14 protein-coding genes are annotated in these 17,669 nt (G+C 62.9%); 6 read left to right on the top strand and 8 right to left on the bottom strand.

Annotated elements, in window-relative coordinates:
* Window positions 1–222: 222 nt before the first annotated feature.
* The 8 genes from IMX18_RS20290 to norR form a co-directional block, all read right to left on the bottom strand.
* The gene (locus IMX18_RS20290) at window positions 223–1,626 is read right to left on the bottom strand and encodes a heavy metal sensor histidine kinase (RefSeq protein WP_085720792.1); all 1,404 of its coding nucleotides are present in this window, start codon (window positions 1,624–1,626) and stop codon (window positions 223–225) included.
* Window positions 1,601–2,275, bottom strand: a complete 675-nt coding sequence (locus IMX18_RS20285) for a heavy metal response regulator transcription factor (protein WP_015268985.1) — start codon at window positions 2,273–2,275, stop codon at window positions 1,601–1,603. Before IMX18_RS20285 ends, IMX18_RS20290 begins: the two co-directional genes overlap by 26 nt.
* 9 nt (window positions 2,276–2,284) lie before the next feature.
* Window positions 2,285–5,377, bottom strand: coding sequence for a multidrug efflux RND transporter permease subunit (locus IMX18_RS20280; RefSeq protein ID WP_085720791.1), 3,093 nt, complete (start codon window positions 5,375–5,377; stop codon window positions 2,285–2,287).
* On the bottom strand, window positions 5,374–6,537 hold the full coding sequence (locus IMX18_RS20275) for an efflux RND transporter periplasmic adaptor subunit (RefSeq protein WP_096009903.1): 1,164 nt from the start codon (window positions 6,535–6,537) through the stop codon (window positions 5,374–5,376). The genes IMX18_RS20280 and IMX18_RS20275 overlap by 4 nt, the downstream gene beginning before the upstream one ends.
* A 492-nt stretch (window positions 6,538–7,029) precedes the next feature.
* A complete protein-coding gene (locus IMX18_RS20270; RefSeq protein WP_015268988.1) occupies window positions 7,030–7,764 on the bottom strand; it encodes a YkgJ family cysteine cluster protein in 735 nt (244 codons plus the stop codon).
* A complete protein-coding gene (locus IMX18_RS20265; RefSeq protein ID WP_015268989.1) occupies window positions 7,761–8,072 on the bottom strand; it encodes a hypothetical protein in 312 nt (103 codons plus the stop codon). The genes IMX18_RS20270 and IMX18_RS20265 overlap by 4 nt, the downstream gene beginning before the upstream one ends.
* An 87-nt stretch (window positions 8,073–8,159) precedes the next feature.
* Window positions 8,160–9,059, bottom strand: a complete 900-nt coding sequence (locus tag IMX18_RS20260; protein ID WP_015268990.1) for a chemotaxis protein — start codon at window positions 9,057–9,059, stop codon at window positions 8,160–8,162.
* A 192-nt stretch (window positions 9,060–9,251) separates the two neighbouring features.
* Window positions 9,252–10,805: a nitric oxide reductase transcriptional regulator NorR gene (gene norR, locus IMX18_RS20255; protein ID WP_100413252.1), complete on the bottom strand. Its 1,554-nt coding sequence runs from the start codon at window positions 10,803–10,805 to the stop codon at window positions 9,252–9,254.
* Between the two features lie 154 nt (window positions 10,806–10,959).
* On the opposite strand from norR, the gene hmpA reads away from it, so the two are divergent.
* From hmpA to cyoD, 6 genes are all read left to right on the top strand, one after another.
* A complete protein-coding gene (hmpA, locus tag IMX18_RS20250) occupies window positions 10,960–12,138 on the top strand; it encodes an NO-inducible flavohemoprotein (RefSeq protein ID WP_100413253.1) in 1,179 nt (392 codons plus the stop codon).
* Window positions 12,139–12,671: 533 nt separating this feature from the next.
* A complete protein-coding gene (locus IMX18_RS20245; protein WP_039613829.1) occupies window positions 12,672–13,178 on the top strand; it encodes a disulfide bond formation protein B in 507 nt (168 codons plus the stop codon).
* Between the two features lie 559 nt (window positions 13,179–13,737).
* Complete coding sequence (gene cyoA, locus IMX18_RS20240) at window positions 13,738–14,682, top strand: ubiquinol oxidase subunit II (RefSeq protein ID WP_015268993.1); 945 nt, start codon at window positions 13,738–13,740, stop codon at window positions 14,680–14,682.
* Between the two features lie 3 nt (window positions 14,683–14,685).
* On the top strand, window positions 14,686–16,704 hold the full coding sequence (gene cyoB, locus IMX18_RS20235) for a cytochrome o ubiquinol oxidase subunit I (RefSeq protein ID WP_013970980.1): 2,019 nt from the start codon (window positions 14,686–14,688) through the stop codon (window positions 16,702–16,704).
* Between the two features lie 3 nt (window positions 16,705–16,707).
* On the top strand, window positions 16,708–17,331 hold the full coding sequence (cyoC, locus tag IMX18_RS20230) for a cytochrome o ubiquinol oxidase subunit III (protein WP_023661242.1): 624 nt from the start codon (window positions 16,708–16,710) through the stop codon (window positions 17,329–17,331).
* Window positions 17,331–17,663: a cytochrome o ubiquinol oxidase subunit IV gene (gene cyoD, locus IMX18_RS20225; protein ID WP_003259128.1), complete on the top strand. Its 333-nt coding sequence runs from the start codon at window positions 17,331–17,333 to the stop codon at window positions 17,661–17,663. Before cyoC ends, cyoD begins: the two co-directional genes overlap by 1 nt.
* Window positions 17,664–17,669: the final 6 nt, after the last annotated feature.

Here is a 17,669-nt window from a genome sequence, read left to right as displayed (position 1 = left end):
AAAGTTAGTCCTTTCAATGCACTTGAAACAGAGCGAAGAGCGATAAGCACTGTTGCGCAAAAGGTAACTATCGCAGTAAAAGCAATTGGACTTTCGCCGCAAACCCGCAGCCTAGAGCACTTCCGCGCTTCTTTGTAGGAGCAGCCTTGTGCTGCGAAAGGGCCAGTGAAGGCATTAGAGGATATTGGGATCTACCGGCCCTTTCGCAGCGCAAGGCTGCTCCTACACGGGAGGGGTAGGCCTTGAGGTTGGTAACTGGATACCAAAGGTATTGGCCCCCGCGGCACTACGCACGAACACCTCCCCACCATGCATCAGCGCAATCGCCTTGACGATCGCCAACCCCAACCCATGGTTACCCCCACCACTGTTGCTACGTGCCGCATCCACCCGGTAGAAGCGTTCGAACAACAACGGCAGGTGCTCATCGTCGATCGCCGGCCCCGGGTTGCTCACGGCGATACTGACCTGCTCCGGCCCGGCAGCGATCTGCACCTCGATCACCTGGTGCGGTGCGGTGTGCTGCACGGCGTTGTTCAGCAGGTTGATCAGCGCCCGGCGCAGCTGGGCCTTTTCGATGGGCGCCTGGGCGTCACCGCTCACACTCACGCTGACTTGCGCATCTTCGAGAATGTAGTCCAGGTAGTCCAGGGTGGTCGCCACTTCCTGGGCCAGCGAGGCCTGGGTCAGGGCAGTGGCCTTGCTGCCCTGGTCGGCACTGGCCAGGAACAGCATGTCGTTGATGATGCTGCGCAGGCGCTCCAGCTCCTCAAGGTTCGATTGCAGCACTTCGAAATAATGCTCGGCGCTGCGCCCTCGGGTCAGTGCAACCTGGGTCTGGCCGATTAGGTTGGTCAGCGGCGAGCGCAGTTCGTGGGCGACGTCGGCATTGAACGCCTCCAGCCGCGAGTAGGCCTGGCTTACCCGGTCCAGTGCGGCATTGAAGGCACCTGCAAACTGTGCAAGCTCCGGGGCCAGGGCGTGGGTCTGCAGGCGCCCGTCCAGGCGCGGTGGGGCCAGGGCCTGGGCCTCAACGGACAACGCCAACAGTGGGCGCAGGCCGATGCGCGCCACCCAGTAGCCCAGCAGCGAGGCCAGCAGCACGCCGAGCACCGCCAGCCCGACAATCGCCACCAGCAGGCTATGTTGCGCCTGCCAGAATGTTTCGGTGTCGATGCCGATCAGAAAGCGCAGCGGCGGCCGCTCGCCCAGTGCCGGTAGTTCGCTGACCAGCACCTTGTAAGGGTAGGGCCGGTCAGGCAGGCGCAGGTCGCGCATGCCCTGCACGCCTTCGGCGAAGGCGCGGACCAGCTCGCTGGGGTGGCCGTATTCGTAGGCCGGATTGCTACTGACCACCCAGAAGCGAATGCGCTTGTCCTCTTCACTTAGCAGGTTGAGCTTGTTGTTGATCTTGACCCAGTGCTCCGGTGTGCCGAAGCGGTTGAGGGTGGACTCGAGCACACTGAAGCGCGCGTCCAGCTCGGCTTGCGGCAGCAGGTCGAGGCTGCGGTCTACCTGGCGGTACAGCGCCGAACCGATCAGCAGGAACACGCCCAGCGCCACCAGGATGAACAGCGCCGACAGGCGCAGCGCGATGGAATTACCCCGCACGGCTTTCCAGGACATAGCCCATGCCTCGGATGGTGTGCAGCAACTTGTTGTCGAAAGGCCCGTCGAGCTTGGCGCGCAGGCGCTTGATCGCCACTTCGACGACGTTGGCATCGCTGTCGAAATTGATGTCCCAGACCAGCTCTGCAATCGCTGTCTTTGACAGAATTTCGCCCTGCCGGCGGGCCAGCACGCTGAGCAGCGAGAACTCCTTGGCCGTCAGCTCAAGGCGTTGGCCGGCGCGGGTGGCCTTGCGCGCCATCAGGTCGATCCACAGGTCACCTACCTGCACCTGCAGCGGTTCATGATTGCTGCTACGGCGTGTCAGGGCTTGCAGGCGGGCGACCAGTTCGAGGAAGGAAAACGGCTTGCCCAAGTAGTCGTCGGCGCCCTCGCGCAGGCCATGGATACGGTCTTCGACCCTTTCACGGGCGGTCAGCATGATGACCGGCGTCTGCTTGCGTGCGCGCAGGGCGCGCAGCACGCCATAGCCGTCCATGCCCGGCAGCATCACGTCCAGCACGATCACCGCGTAGTCACCTTCCAGGGCCAGGTGCAGGCCCTCGATGCCGTCCCGCGCCAGGTCCACGGTAAACCCCTGCTCGCTGAGGCCGCGATGCAGGTAGTCGGCGGTTTTTTCTTCGTCTTCGATGATCAGCACACGCATGGTCTTGTCCTAACTGGCACTGGGCGCCGCCGCACGGGCGGCCTGGCGGCGGTGGAACAGGCGCTCCAGGGCCAAGTATATGACCGGGGTGGTGAACAGCGTCAGCGCCTGGCTCACCAGCAGGCCACCAACCACGGCGATGCCCAGTGGCTGGCGCAGTTCGGAACCGGTGCCGAAGCCGAACATCAGCGGCACCGCGCCGAGCAAGGCGGCCAGGGTGGTCATGATGATCGGCCGGAAGCGCGTCAGGCAGGCCTGGTGGATCGCCTGCTCCGGGGTCAAGCCCTGGCGGCGTTGGGCCTCCAGGGCGAAGTCGATCAGCAGGATGCCGTTTTTCTTGACGATACCGATCAGAAGCACCACGCCGATCAGCCCCATGATGCTGAAGTCCTGGCCCAAGGCCCACAACAGGATCAGCGCGCCGAGGCCGGCCGAGGGCAGGGTGGAGATGATCGTCAGCGGGTGGACGAAGCTTTCGTACAGCACGCCGAGGATGATGTACACCGCCACCAGCGCTGCCAGGATCAGCCACGGCTGGCTCGACAGCGAACTCTGGAAGGCCTGGGCCGCGCCCTGGAAGTTGCCGCTGATGGAGTCGGGCATGCCGAGCTCGCGCTGGGTGCGCTCGAGGATGGTCACCGCATCGCCCAGGGCCACGCCCGGGGCCAGGTTGAACGACAGGTTGGCCGCCGGGAACAGGCCATCGTGGCTGATCGACAGCGGCCCGGTGCTGGGCGGCGCTACATGGGCTACTGCCGACAGCGGCACCATCTCGTTGGTCAGCGGCGAGCGCAGGTAGAAGTAGTTGAGGCTTTCGGCCTTGCCGCGCTGGCGGGCATCCAGTTCGAGGATCACCTTGTACTGGTTGGTCTCGGTCTGGAATTCACTGATCTGCCGCTGGCCGAAGGCGTCGTACAACGCCTGGTCGACGTCGGTGGTGGTCAGGCCGAAACGTGCCGCGGCCTGGCGGTCGATATCGATGCGGGTGACGCTGGCGCCCAGTTGCAGGTCGTTGGACAGGTCGCGGAACGCCGGGTTTTCCCGCAGGCGCTCGGTCAGGCGCTGGGTCCACAGGTTCAGTGCCATGCCGTCGTTGCTCTTGAGCACGTACTGGTACTGGGTACGCGACGGGCCGGAGCTAAGGTTGATGTCCTGGCCTGCACGCATGTACAGGACGATGCCTGGCACCTGGGCCAGTTTGGGCCGCAGCCGGTCGATCAGTTCGCTGGCCGACACATCGCGTTCGCCACGGGGCTTGAGGGCGATCCAGAAGCGGCCGTTGGCGATGGTCTGGTTGCTGCCGGTGACGCCCACCGAGTGGGAGAACGCGCGCACCGCCGGGTCGGCCTCGATGATTTTGGCCAGCGCCTTGTGCTTCTCGATCATCGACGGGTACGACACATCCGCCGCCGCCTCGCTGGTGCCAAGGATGAAGCCGGTGTCCTGCAGCGGGAAAAAGCCCTTTGGAATACCCACGTAACCGGCCACCGCCAGGGCCAGGGTCAGGCCAAACACGCCGAGCGTCAGACGCTGGTGGGCGAGGGCGCGGTCCAGGCCCTTTTCGTACCACCTGACCAGCCGCTCGCCGAAGCCGCCCTTGTGCTCTCCGGGCGGGCGGCGCATGAACAGTGCGCACAGGGTTGGCGCCAGGGTCAGCGAGACCACCACCGAAATCAGGATGGTGGCAGTGGCGGTAAGGGCGAACTCCTTGAACAGCCGGCCGACCACGCCGCCCATGAACAGCAGCGGGATGAACGCGGCGATCAGCGAGAAACTGATCGACACCACGGTGAAGCCGATTTCCCCGGCGCCCTTGAGCGCTGCCGTGCGGCTGTCGTCGCCGGCCTCCAGGTGACGGTGGATGTTTTCCACCACGACGATGGCATCGTCGACCACGAAGCCCACCGAGATGACGATGGCCACCAGGGTCAGGTTGTTCAGGCTGAAGCCGAAGATGTACATCAGCGCGCAACTGGCGATCAGCGATACGCCAAGCACGCTGGACACCACCATGGTCGCCGACCACTGTCGCAGGAACAGCGCCATCACCCCGATCACCAAGGCCACGGCGATCATCAGGGTCAGCTCCACTTCATGCAGCGAGGCACGGATGGTCTGGGTGCGGTCCTGCAGCACCGACACTTCGACCGAGGCTGGCAGCATCTCCTGCAGCTTGGGCAGGGCAGCCAGTACCCGGTCCACGGTATCGACGATGTTGGCGCCAGGCTGGCGGAAAATCACCAGGTTCAACCCGGGCTGGTCGCCGGACCAGGCTTTGACGTAGGCGTTCTCGGCGCCATTGATCACCTTTGCCACGTCCCTCAGGTGCACTGGTGCACCGTCACGGTAGGAGACGATCAGCTGGGCGTAGTCGTCGGGATGGAACAACTGGTCGTTGGCGGCGATGGTCGAAACGCTGTGTTCGCCGTACAGCGCGCCCTTGGCCAGGTTCAGGCTGGTCTGCTGGATGGCCTGGCGCAAGTCAGCCAGTGTCAGGCCGATGGCGGCCAGTTTCTCGGGTTGCGCCTGCACGCGGATCGCCGGGCGCAGTTGCCCGGTGATGTTGATCAGGCCGACCCCGTCGATCTGGCTCAGCTGGCGCGCGAGCAGGGTTTCGGCGTAGTCGCTGAGGTCGTTGCCAGGCATCTGGCTGGAGCTGACCGTCAGCACCAGCACCGGGCTGTCGGCCGGGTTGACCTTGCGCCAGGTCGGCGGGTTGGGCAGGTCTTGCGGCAGGCGCGCGGTGGCGGTGTTGATGGCCGCCTGCACTTCCTGGGCGGCGGTGTCGATGTTCTTGTCGAGCGTGAACTGCAGGATCAGGTTGGTCGAGCCCAGTGCGCTGCTGCTGGTCATCTGGGTCATGCCGGGGATGGCGCTGAACTGCACTTCCAGCGGCGTGGCCACTGACGAGGCCATGGTTTCCGGGCTGGCGCCGGGCAGCTGGGCGGTGACCTGGATGGTCGGGAAGTCGGCTTCCGGCAGTGGTGCCACCGGCAGGCGCGGGAAGGCGATGGCCCCCAGCAGCACCAGGGCGAAGGTCAGCAGGAGGGTGGCGATGGGGTGGTCGATGCACCAGGCCGAAACGCCGTTGCGCGTGTTCATGGCTGGCTCCGCCGGTCGGCCATTTCCGACGGCGCGGGGGCATCGGGGGCCACCTCGACCCGCGAACCTGGCTTGAGTCGCGACTGGCCATCGAGCACCAGGCGCTCGCCCGGCTTGACCCCGGCAATGATGTTCAGCCCGCTGTCCTGGTACAGCACCTTGACCGGCACGCTGGTGACCTTGTCACCGTCCAGGCGGTAGACGAAGTGCCCGTCGACGCCGCGCTGTACCACCGGGGGCGGCACTACCAGGGCGTTTTCTTCCACTGCGGTGCGTAGGCGGATGGTGACCAACTGGCCGGGCCACAGGTGACCGTCCTTGTTGTCGAACTCGGCCTTTACCCGCACGGTACCGGTGGTGGCGGAGATCTGGTTGTCGATCAGTGCCAGGTGGCCTTCACCCAGCAGGCTGCGTTCGCCGTCGGCATCCATGTAGGCCTGCACCAGTGCCGGGGTGGGCGCCTTCAGCAGGCTTTGGAGGGTTGGCAGCATTTGCTGCGGCAGGGCGAATTCGACGGCGATCGGGTCGATCTGGGTGACGCTGAACAGGCTGCGGGTATCGCTGGTGCGCACCAGGTTGCCGGGGTCGACGTTGCGAATGCCCACCCGGCCGGTCACTGGCGAGCGGATCTGCGTGTACGACAGCTGCACCTCGGCATTGGCGATGGCCGCCTGGTTGCCCTTGACCGTGGCTTGCAGGCGGTTGACCAGGGCCTGCTGCTGGTCGAGAGTCTGCTTCGAAACGCCGTTGTCGGTACTCAGCAGGCGGTAGCGCTGCAGGTCGACGTTGGCTACCTGGATCTGCGCCTGGCTCTGGCCAAGTTCGGCACGGGCCTGGTCGAGGTTGGCGCGGATGGCGCGATCGTCGAGGGTGGCCAGCAGGTCACCTTCCTTCACCCACTGGCCTTCCTTGACCAGCACCTGGGTCAGTACCCCCTCCACTTGCGGGCGCACCTCGACGCTGTGCAGCGACAGCACCGAGCCGATGGCGCTGGCATAGCGCGGCACGTTCTGCTGGACGACGCTGACCACGCGCACCGGGATGGCGGTTTGCGCGCGGGTGGCAGGTGCTGGCTGGCGCTGGCCGAACCAGAGGCCCGCTACCGCCAGGACCATGAGCGCCAGGGCGGCGAGGATGACAGGGCGGGACGGACGTCGCATCGGTGCGGGCACCTTGGCCATAGGGGAGGGAAGTGGCTGTATTCAATCTTATAGCCCCCGAACCGGGTCGGCAGCGTGACCGCTGGCTGACAGCGCTGTCAGAATTGCCTGCGCCTCCATCACACATCTGGCATGCGAACTGCGACCCCTGTGGGAGCGGGCATGCCCGCGAAGAATGCAACGCGGTGGATGGCAACGGCTGTGCCGGTGTTCGCGGGCACGCCCGCTCTCATAGAACAACACATGACTCATTGGTTCGGCGAGGTTCTGTAGGAGCAGCCTTGTGCTGCGAAGAGGCCGGTACTGACAAAGCCTGTCTGTTGCTTGTACCGGCCTCTTCGCAGCACAAGGCTGCTCCTACAAAGGCCGCGTCAGACGAGCGATATTTGTTCTCTGCGCGACAGCGCAGCCCAAAAGGGCTGGGTAATCTCCCACAGGGACCGCGGCAGGCTTTGGTTGCTGTGCAAGGCGGTTGCCCCCGCCGAGGCATAGCTAGAAGCTGATGAAAGCGTAATACACCGGGGGCTCATTGGTGGTGCGCAAACCATGTTCCTGCAAGCTCGCCACCAGCGCCGCGTCCTCCACGTGCAGGGTCCACTGTGCCAGGCCAGCCTCCGGTACCTGCGCCAGACCCGCGCGGAAGGCCCCCATGTCAGGCAGGTAGGCAGTAAATCCGTTGCCCTTGAGCGCACTGGTGGTCATGCCCAGCGCCTGGCACACCGCCACCTTGGCGGCGATGTCATCGCGGTCGGCCTGGCGCGAGGCCTGCACCAGCGCCTCCAGCCCGGCATCGACCAGTTGCCTGCCGTGAATCAGCTCCGGCCCCTGTTGCCAGGCTTCCGGCGGGCAGTCCTTGCTGCCTGGCCGCAGCGGGATATGCGGGTTTATTTCCACCGGGTAGATGCGACAGACCAGCGGCCGTTGGTCATAGATGGTGCACAGGTCGTTGTCGTCGAGGTTGCGGCAGCGCCCGGGGTTGAAGGCGGCAAAGGTCACCGAGACGCGTACCTCGCTGTCGCCGCAGGGTACGGGATGGGAGCGACGCAGCACATGATCACGCTGCTCTACCGGCATGCCACGGCCGTCCGCCACGAAGGCTTCGATCAGTACCACCACCTGGCCGTCGTTGTCCGCCCAGCGGCGCGCTTCGGCCAGGGTCAAGGGCACGTGGTGGCCGGTACAGCACTTGCCGCAGCCGGTACAGGCGAAACGCAGGCTGTCGGTCACTTGACCTCCGGGCTCCACTCGCTGACGAAGGCGCGCTGGTGCTGGCGGTCGTACAGGCACAGCTCGGTGCCGGTACGCTGCTGCATGTGCTTCTGGGGGTAGACGCCTTCGATCAGCAGGGCACTCATGCCGACCTGGTCATCGAACTCGGCGGGCTTGCTGCGGGCGTGAGCATCCTTGAACTGGCTGGCGGCCAGGCAAGACTTGAGCATCTGCTGGCGCTGCTCGTTCCAGGCCTGGCTGCTGGAGGCCTGGGCGATACCGCTGAAGAGGGCGAAACTGATCAGGATAGAGCTGAAAAACTTCATACGGATTCCGGCAAGTTACTTGCGAGGGGGGCGAATTATGCCCGACTCGACCCCGACGGCAAGCCGGGGAGTTTGTCTCCGAATATATCAGCGCTCGGCGAACACCACGGCGCGCGCCGCCACCACCAGACAATCGGTCAGCTCTGGCGAGGAAAACTTGGTGAGGATGGCATTGGCCCCGGCCTGGGTCGCCTTTTCACTGCTCATCGCGCTGTCCAGCGAGGTGTGCAGCAGTATGTACAGGTGCTGGAAGTCGGGGGTTTCGCGCAGGGTGCGTGTGAACGCGTAGCCGTCCATTTCGCTCATTTCGATGTCGGAGACGATCACGTTGATTTCCTGCGCGGTGCCCTGCAGCTCCAGCAACACGTTGATGGCGTCCTTGGCGCTGCGCGCGGTATGGCATTCGACGCCGAGGTTGCGCAGGGTGTGCACCGACTGTTGCAGGGCTACCTGGCTGTCGTCCACCACCAGGATATTGGCGGCGGCCAGCAGGCTGGCGTCTTCCTCGCTCAGGGTGGCGTGATGCGGTTCGGGCACCGGCGGGGCGATGGCGTGGATGACTTTTTCGATGTCCAGCACCTGCACCAGAGTGTTGTCGACCCTGGTCACGCCGGTGATGAACGAGCGGCTGCCCGAGCCATAAGGGGGTGGTTTGATGTCGGTGCTCAGGCAATGCACGATGCGGCTGACCGCCTGCACATGCAGGCCCTGGCGCGAGCGGCTGATCTCGGTGACGATCAGGCAGCCGCCGTCAGGGTCGGCCAGCGGCCGTTCGCCAATGGCGCGGGACAGGTCGATGACCGACAGCGAATTGCCGCGCAGGGTTGCCACGCCCTTCACGTGGGGGTGCGATTCGGGCAGCTTGGTCAACGGTGGGCAGGGGATTATCTCGCTGACCTTGAGCAGGTTGATTGCCATCAACTTGCCGCTGCGCAGGGTGAACAGCAGCAGGGACAGCGAGTCCGCGCGGGCATTTTGCGTGGCCATGGTGACCTTCGTGGGGAACAGGGGAATAACCGGTTATCGGCCTGGTTTGGTCGGGCTTTAGCGGGTGTGGGGATTGTGGGGCTGCTTTGCAGCCCATCGCGACACAAGGCCGCTCCTACAGGGGGGGGCGCGGTCCCTTGTAGGAGCGGCCTTGTGTCGCGATGGGGCGCAAAGCGCCCCCAGGATTCCAACTCAGCGCAGCCCCAGCCGACGGGCCAGGCGGCTAAGGTTGGCGCGGTCCAGGCCGAGTTCCCGGGCAGCCGCTGCCCAGTTTTCCTGGTGCCGCTGCAGGCAGGCCTCGATCAGCTGGCGCTGGTAGTCGTCGACGGCTTCGCGCAGGCCCCCTTCGGGTAGCGGTGCCGCCGGCAAGGGCACAGCAGGGGAGGGCGGGGTGCCGGGCGTTGCGGTTGCGCGCAGGTCCAGGTCGATGGCTTCCAGGGTGAGGATGCGTGGCCTGTCGGAATGTTGGCCCAGCGCCTTGAGCGCCGAGCGGCCGATCAGATGTTCCAGTTCACGTACGTTGCCTGGCCAGTCGTAGGCCAGCAGCGCGGCCTGGGCTTCGCTGCTCAGGCGCAGGCTGTTCAGGCCCAGGCGCGAACGGTTCTGTTCGAGGAAGTAGCCAGCCAGTAGCAGCACATCCCGCCCACGTTCGCGCAACGGCGGAACGTGCAGCGGGTATACGCTGAGGCGGTGGTAGAAGTCGGCGCGGAAGTTGCCAATACGCACCTCTGCTGCCAGGTCGCGATTGGTGGCTGCGATCAGGCGCACATCCACCCGGTGTTCGCGATCCGAGCCCAGGCGTTGCAACTGGCCGCTCTGCAGTACGCGCAACAATTTGGCCTGCACCGTCAGTGGCAGTTCACCGACTTCGTCGAGGAACAGTGTGCCGCCGTTGGCGAGCTCGAACTTGCCGCGGCGCTCGCCATGGGCGCCGGTGAAGGCTCCGCGTACATGGCCGAACAGTTCGCTTTCCACCAGGGTGTCAGGCAGGGCGGCGCAGTTGAGGCTGACCAACGGCTTGTCAGCGCGGTTGCTGGCCTGGTGCAGGGCCTGGGCCACCAACTCCTTGCCGACGCCGGTCTCACCGGTTATCAGTACGGTCAGGTCACTGCCACCGACCAGGCGGATTTCCTCGACCAGGCGCTTGTGCGCGGGGCTCTGGCCAATCAGCTCTTTGTCCTGGCCGCTGGCCTGGCGGTAGATTTCCGCGCGGTGGTGTTCGTCTTCCGCGCGCAGGGCCAGGTGCTCGATGCGCTCGGCCACGGTTACCGTGGCGGCGGCAAGGCTGGCGAAGGCCTGCAGAGCGCCCAGCTCCAGGCTCTGGAACTGCCCGGGGGTCAGGGCATCGAGGGTGACCAGGCCCCAAGGGCGCTCGTCGACCATCAACGGGCAACCCATGCAGTCATGTACTTCCAGGTTGGCATCAGGGGCGTTGACCAGGCCGTCGTAAGGGTCGGGTAGCTCGGAGTCGCTGGCGAAGCGGGTGGGTTCCCGGCTGCTTAGCAGGATCTGGAAGCGTGGATGCTCGCTGACTCGGAAGCGCCGGCCCAAGGTATCGGGGCTCAGGCCGTCCACTGCCAGCGGCACCAGCCATTCGCCGTCCAGGCGCAGCAGCGCGGCGGCATCGCAGGGCAGCAACCCACGCATGGCCTGCAGCAGGCGGCGATAGCGTTCCTGGTCGGGCAGGTCGCGGGAAAGGTCGCTGACCAGGGGCAGCAGGGTGGTGAGCAGGGGCTTCGTGGTCATATGGACTCCTGTGGGTCGATATGACTATACGTCGAGGTGGGTCGTTTTGACATGACCTGTGTCAAACCCCTGATTTTGCTGGAGATAAGAGTTGGCATGATTGGTGTAATAGCTCGGGCAGTCATTTGAAGCCACAGGCTCAGGAGTTGTTGCAATGCTCAATGCCGAACAACGTGCAATCATCAAGGCCACTGTCCCCCTGCTGGAAAGCGGCGGCGAAGCGCTGACCACCCACTTCTACAAGATGATGCTCAGCGAGTACCCGCAAGTGCGCCCGCTGTTCAACCAGGCCCACCAGGCCAGCGGTGACCAACCGCGCGCCCTGGCCAACGGGGTATTGATGTATGCCCGCCACATCGACCAGCTGGAGCAGCTTGGCGGCCTTGTCGGCCAGATCATCAACAAGCACGTCGCCCTGCAGATTCTGCCGGAGCACTACCCGATCGTCGGCAGCTGCCTGCTGCGCGCCATCGAAGAAGTGCTGGGCAAGGAAATCGCCACTCCCGCCGTGATCGACGCCTGGGGCGCGGCCTATGGCCAGTTGGCCGACATCCTGATCGGCGCGGAAGAGAACCTCTATAAACAGAAGGAAGAAGCCGAAGGCGGCTGGCGCGGCACCCGCGAATTCCGCCTGGTGCGCCGTGAGCAGGAAAGCAGCGAAATCGTTTCGTTCTACTTTGCCCCGGTGGATGGCAAACCGGTGCTCAAGGCCGAGCCTGGCCAGTACATCGGCCTGAAGCTGGACATCGACGGCGCCGAGCAGCGCCGCAACTACTCCCTGTCGGCACTGTGCGACGGCAAGGAATACCGCATCAGCGTCAAGCGCGAGGCGGGTGGCAAGGTCTCCAACTACCTGCACGATGTGCTGGCGGTGGGCGATACCCTGCAGCTGTTCCCGCCGGCTGGCGATTTCACCCTGGCGGCGAGCGACAAGCCGCTGGTGCTGATCAGCGGTGGCGTGGGTATTACTCCGACCCTGCCAATGTTGCAGGCGGCGTTGCAAACCCAGCGTGAGGTGCATTTCATTCACTGCGCCCGTAACGGCGCCGTGCATGCGTTCCGCGCCTGGATCGACGAGCTGGCCGAGCGTCACCCACAGCTCAAGCGCTTCTACTGCTATGCCGAACCGCATGATGATGCCGCGGCTGATGCCGTGGGCCTGCTGAGCGAGGACTTGCTGGCCGAGTGGCTGCCGCAAGAGCGAGACGTGGATGCCTACTTCCTCGGCCCCAAGGGCTTCATGGCTGCGGTCAAGCGCCAGCTGAAGGGCTTGGGTGTGCCAGAGCAGCAGAGCCGCTACGAGTTCTTCGGGCCGGCGGCTGCGCTGGAGTGATGTAGCGCCTGCACTGGCCTCTTCGCGGGTAAACCCGCTCCCACAGGGACCGCACAGGTTTCAAACCTTGTGGGGATCTGTGGGAAATTTAGTGGTTTTCAACAAACCAGCCCCCACAGGGATCGCGCAGATTTCAATGCCTGCGCGATCCCTGTGGGAGCGGGTTTACCCGCGAAGAGGCCGGTACAGGCTTACATCGTATTCATCCCAGCCGCTGGGCCACACTTCACCTTCCTGCCTATATATAAAGGAGAGATGAAAGCGGCTGCGCAGCTTTCATCTTTAATCCTCCTTTAATCACGGTATCCTTCACTCCCGGGTGTCGAGGGGCTTGCTCCTGCGCGGCACCCGGTCAGCCGCTTTTTTGCCGCACGGCGTTGAACCGACGTCGTTGCGGCCGGTCTCAGCCACACCGGATAGCCCCGCGCAGCGTTATCACGCCGCTTCCTCGGCACGTCAAAGGTCCTGCCCAGCGTGTAGAATTGCGCCAGGCAGGCAGATCACGCTGCCACTATCCATCGAAGGAACCGGCAATGAACGAACAAACATCGCGCCTGAATCGGGAACGGCGCTTTCTGGTACTGTTGGGCCTGATCTGCATTTCGCTGATCGGTGGCGCCCTCTACATGCAGATAGTCCTGGGCGAGGCACCATGCCCGCTGTGCATCCTGCAACGTTATGCGCTGTTGTTCATCGCCGTGTTCGCCTTCATCGCTGCGGCCATGCCCGGGCGCCGTAGCCTCACCTTCTTCGAGGCACTGGTGGTGCTCAGCGCCATCGGCGGAATCGTTGCGGCCGGCAACCATGTGTATATACTCGCCAACCCCATGGTCAGTTGCGGCATCGACACCTTGCAGCCGATCGTGGACGACCTGCCGCTGGCCAAGCTCTGGCCGCTGGTGTTCCAGGTCGACGGCTTCTGCAGCACGCCGTACCCGCCGATCCTCGGTCTGTCGCTGGCGCAATGGGCACTGGTGGCGTTCGTCCTTACGGCTGTACTGGTTCCGCTCGGGATCTATCGCAACCGACGCCAGGCTTAGACAAAAGTACCGAATGGCATGTGGTCTTTTACGCCGCATGAGAAGAGGGGAAATTCGCTCACCGCTTGATCCAGATCAACCCGGAGGCCTTGCAGAATGCGGCTTTGGGGCCTATCAAGCGGGGTGCGACAAACTGTCGCGAAGTTGAATTTTTGAGCGGTATTGTTGCAGATTCTGTAAAGGACTGTTGCTCAATAAGTCATAGTCAAGGGTTGGCGACCTATCTACAATCGCCCCCAATTTCCGTTCGGCACTGCTTGCGAGTCGCAGGATTGAAGGAAGCCTCAGCGCTCCTTTTTGCTGACTTCGTCAAGTTTCGCCCAACGGCGATACCGGGCGGATCCCCCTCCGCGTTTTCCCGCACCAAATGGACTTGGTCTGAAGTACAGGCCTGTTGCCTACGAAACCATAAGCACCGCTAACCCGCTTGACGCCAAGGTCCTGCAGTCGGACCCCGGGCAGGAGCGAGTTCGGGCGCGAAATGCCTCACTTGGCAGGACGAAGTGCTGGCTACCAAAACACAAATTGCATTGAAGCAAGCTGATCTAGAGGTCGTGAGATGAGTAAAAAGCGTTACCCCAGACTGTTTGGCATATTGCCCTTTTTAGGCATGCTTTTACTCAGTGGGTGCAACTGGACCCTGCTCGACCCGAAAGGTCAGGTCGGCATTGAGCAAAAGAACCTGATCCTGATCGCTACCGGCCTGATGCTGCTGGTGGTGATTCCTGTCATTATCATGACCGTGGTTTTCGCCTGGAAGTACCGTGCTTCCAACAAGGCTGCCACCTACACCCCCGACTGGTCGCACTCGACCAAGATCGAAGCCGCGGTGTGGATCATCCCGATCCTGATCATCATCGCCCTGGGCTACTTCACCTACCACTCCACCCACAAGCTGGACCCGTACCGTCCGCTGGATTCCGATGTGAAGCCGGTGCAGATCGACGTGGTCGCACTGGACTGGAAATGGCTGTTCATCTACCCGGAGCAGGGCATTGCCACGGTCAACAAGATCGTCTTCCCGGCTAACACTCCGGTCAACTTCCGCGTCACTTCCGACGCCGTGATGAACTCGTTCTTCATCCCGGGCCTGGGCGGCCAGATCTACGCCATGGCCGGCATGACCACCAAGCTGCACCTGATCGCCAACGAAAACGGCGAGTTCGACGGTATCAGCGCCAACTACAGCGGTGCTGGCTTCACCGGCATGAAATTCAAGGCTACTGCCACCTCTCAGGAAGACTTCGACAAGTGGGTCGCCGAGGTCAAGCAGTCGCCGAAGAAGCTGGACAAGGCCGAATACGACGCCTTGGCCAAACCAAGCGAAAACAACCCAGTCGCGCTGTATAGCGAGGCTTCGCCTGACCAGTTCCAGCTGATCGTCGACAAGTACGAAGGCATGAACCGCGGTCGTCCGAGCCACGAAGAAGCAGGCAGCAAAGATCTGGCCACTACCAAGGGTGTGGAATCGAGTATGCAACCAGCTGCCGGTGCAGAGGAGTAAGAGATGTTCGGTAAACTAAGCCTGGAGGCGATACCCTATCACGAGCCGATAGTCATGGTGACGCTTGCCATGATCGCGCTCGGTGGTATCGCTGTCGTCGGTGCTATCACCTACTTCCGCAAGTGGACCTACTTGTGGAGCGAGTGGTTGACGACTGTCGACCACAAGAAAATCGGGGTGATGTACATCATCGTCGCGATGGTCATGCTGCTGCGCGGCTTTGCCGACGCCATCATGATGCGTACCCAGCTGGCTGCCGCTACCGGTGGCTCCGAAGGCTACCTGCCGCCTGAACACTATGACCAGATCTTCACCGCTCACGGTGTGATCATGATCATCTTCATGGCGATGCCGTTCTTCACCGGCCTGATGAACCTGGCGGTTCCTCTGCAGATCGGTGCACGTGACGTTGCCTTCCCGTTCCTGAACTCCCTGAGCTTCTACCTGCTGCTGGCAGGCGTGCTGCTGGTCAACATCTCGCTGGGCGTTGGTGAATTCGCCAAGACCGGCTGGGTTGCCTATCCGCCGCTCGCGGGCATTCAGTACAGCCCTGGGGTGGGTGTCGACTACTACATCTGGGCGCTACAGCTCTCAGGCCTGGGTACGACGCTTACCGGCGTGAACTTCCTCGTCACCGTGATGAAGATGCGCGCACCTGGCATGAAACTGATGGACATGCCGATCTTCACCTGGACCTGCACCTGGGCCAACGTGCTGATCGTGGCTTCCTTCCCGATCCTGACCGCTGCACTCGCTCTGCTGACTGTTGACCGTTATCTGGACTTCCACATCTTCACCAACGAGCTTGGTGGGAACCCGATGATGTACGTCAACCTGTTCTGGGCGTGGGGTCACCCTGAGGTTTACATCCTGATCCTGCCGGCCTTCGGTGTGTTCTCGGAAGTTACCTCCACCTTCGCAGGCAAGCGTCTGTTCGGCCACCACTCGATGATCTACGCATCGGGCGCCATCGCCGTGCTGGGCTTCGCTGTATGGCTGCACCACTTCTTCACCATGGGTGCCGGCGCCAGCGTCAACACCTTCTTCGGCCTGGCGACGATGCTGATCTCCATTCCGACCGGTGTGAAGCTGTTCAACTGGCTGTTCACCATCTACCAGGGCCGTCTGCGCTTCACCGCGCCGATCATGTGGACCCTGGGCTTCATGATCACCTTCTCCATCGGTGGCATGACTGGTGTTCTGCTGGCTGTTCCAGGTGCTGACTTCGTGCTGCACAACAGCCTGTTCGTAATTGCTCACTTCCACAACGTGATCATCGGTGGTGCGGTATTCGGCTACATCGCCGGCTTCGCCTACTGGTTCCCGAAAGCCTTTGGTTTCACCCTGAACGAGAAGTGGGGCAAGGCTGCCTTCTGGTTCTGGATCTCGGGCTTCTACGTAGCGTTCATGCCGCTGTACGCCCTGGGCTTCATGGGCATGACTCGTCGTCTGAACCACTCCGACAACCCACTGTGGGAACCCTACCTGTACGTAGCCGTTGTCGGCGCCGTGCTGATCCTGTTCGGTATCGCCTGCCAGCTGATCCAGCTGTACGTATCGGTTCGCGACCGCAACCAGAACCTGGACGTGACCGGCGACCCATGGGGCGGCCGTACCCTGGAATGGTCGACTTCGTCGCCACCTCCGTTCTACAACTTCGCCCACATGCCTGAGAAGGTTGGTCTGGACGCCTGGCACGAAGCCAAGGAAGCCGGTGTTGCCTACAAGCCTGCGGCCAAGTACGAAGCGATCCACATGCCGAGCAACACCTCCACCGGTTTGTTCATGGGCCTGTTCCTGACCGTCTTCGGCTTCGCCTTCATCTGGCACATCTGGTGGCTGGTTGGCGCGAGCCTGGTTGCAACCATCGCTGTCTTCGTTCGCCACGCTGCGCGTGACGACCAGGGCTACATGGTTCCGGCCGAAGAAGTGGCGCGCATCGAAGGCGAGCGCATGAAAGCGCTGGCCAAAGCAGGTGCTCTGCCTGCCGGCGCACGTGTCGAATCGTTTGAGCGGGTGTAATCAATGTCCAGTCAAGTAATGCACGGTGCTGCTCATGGTCACGACCATGGGCATGACGACCACCACCACGACTCGGGCCAGATGACCGTACTCGGTTTCTGGCTGTACCTGATGACCGACTGCATCCTGTTTGCGTCGCTCTTCGCCACCTACGCGGTGCTGTCCGGCAGTTTTGCCGGCGGCCCGTCGGGTCATGACATCTTCCAGCTCGATTTCGTAGCTGTTGAAACGCTGTTCCTGCTGCTGTCCTCGATCACCTTCGGCTTCGCCATGCTGAAGATGTTCGACGGCAAGAAAGCTGGCGTACTGGGCTGGTTGGCTGTGACCTTCCTGTTCGGTGCAGGCTTCATCGCGATGGAAATCTACGAATTCCATCACCTGATCGCCGAGGGCTACGGCCCGAACCGCAGTGGTTTCCTGTCGGGCTTCTTCGCCCTGGTAGGTACCCACGGTCTGCACGTGACCGCCGGCCTGATCTGGATGGCAATCATGATGTACCAGATCAACAAGCACGGCATCACGCCGACCGCCAAGACCCGCATGAGCTGCCTGAGCCTGTTCTGGCACTTCCTGGACGTGGTCTGGATCTGCGTATTCACCGTCGTCTACCTGCTGGGAGTTCTGTAATGGCTAACGCACACGACACTCATCACGAAGGTAACCACGGCAGCGTCAAGTCGTACATGATCGGCTTCATCCTGTCGATCATCCTGACTGCGATCCCGTTCGGCCTGGCCATGTCGCCAAGCCTGCCGAAGAACCTGACCGTTCTGATCATTGTTGCCATGGCCGTGATCCAGGTAGTAGTGCACCTCGTGTACTTCCTGCACATGGACCGCTCGAAAGAGCAACGCAACAACGTTTCGACGTTCCTGTTCACCACCCTGGTGATCGCTCTGCTTGTCGGCCTGTCGCTGTGGATCATGTTCAGCATCCACTTCGAAATGTTGGCCAAGTGAGGTAAG

The sequence above is a fragment of the Pseudomonas shirazica genome, from assembly GCF_015168335.1.
Classification (GTDB): Bacteria; Pseudomonadota; Gammaproteobacteria; order Pseudomonadales; family Pseudomonadaceae; genus Aquipseudomonas; species Aquipseudomonas asiatica.
The sequence above is the reverse complement of the archived record's forward strand: the minus strand, read 5'-3'. Positions and strand labels throughout refer to the sequence as shown.

Excerpts from the sequence above, each read along its gene's own strand:
- IMX18_RS20280 (WP_085720791.1), bottom strand. The coding sequence starts at position 5,377 with ATGAACACGCGCAACGGCGTTTCGGCCTGGTGCATCGACCACCCCATC.
- IMX18_RS20265 (WP_015268989.1), bottom strand. The coding sequence starts at position 8,072 with ATGAAGTTTTTCAGCTCTATCCTGATCAGTTTCGCCCTCTTCAGCGGT.
- IMX18_RS20245 (WP_039613829.1), top strand. The coding sequence starts at position 12,672 with ATGAACGAACAAACATCGCGCCTGAATCGGGAACGGCGCTTTCTGGTA.
- cyoA (WP_015268993.1), top strand. The coding sequence starts at position 13,738 with ATGAGTAAAAAGCGTTACCCCAGACTGTTTGGCATATTGCCCTTTTTA.
- cyoB (WP_013970980.1), top strand. The coding sequence starts at position 14,686 with ATGTTCGGTAAACTAAGCCTGGAGGCGATACCCTATCACGAGCCGATA.
- cyoC (WP_023661242.1), top strand. The coding sequence starts at position 16,708 with ATGTCCAGTCAAGTAATGCACGGTGCTGCTCATGGTCACGACCATGGG.
- IMX18_RS20290 (WP_085720792.1), bottom strand. The coding sequence starts at position 1,626 with ATGTCCTGGAAAGCCGTGCGGGGTAATTCCATCGCGCTGCGCCTGTCG.
- IMX18_RS20275 (WP_096009903.1), bottom strand. The coding sequence starts at position 6,537 with ATGCGACGTCCGTCCCGCCCTGTCATCCTCGCCGCCCTGGCGCTCATG.
- IMX18_RS20285 (WP_015268985.1), bottom strand. The coding sequence starts at position 2,275 with ATGCGTGTGCTGATCATCGAAGACGAAGAAAAAACCGCCGACTACCTG.
- norR (WP_100413252.1), bottom strand. The coding sequence starts at position 10,805 with ATGACCACGAAGCCCCTGCTCACCACCCTGCTGCCCCTGGTCAGCGAC.
- IMX18_RS20260 (WP_015268990.1), bottom strand. The coding sequence starts at position 9,059 with ATGGCCACGCAAAATGCCCGCGCGGACTCGCTGTCCCTGCTGCTGTTC.
- hmpA (WP_100413253.1), top strand. The coding sequence starts at position 10,960 with ATGCTCAATGCCGAACAACGTGCAATCATCAAGGCCACTGTCCCCCTG.
- cyoD (WP_003259128.1), top strand. The coding sequence starts at position 17,331 with ATGGCTAACGCACACGACACTCATCACGAAGGTAACCACGGCAGCGTC.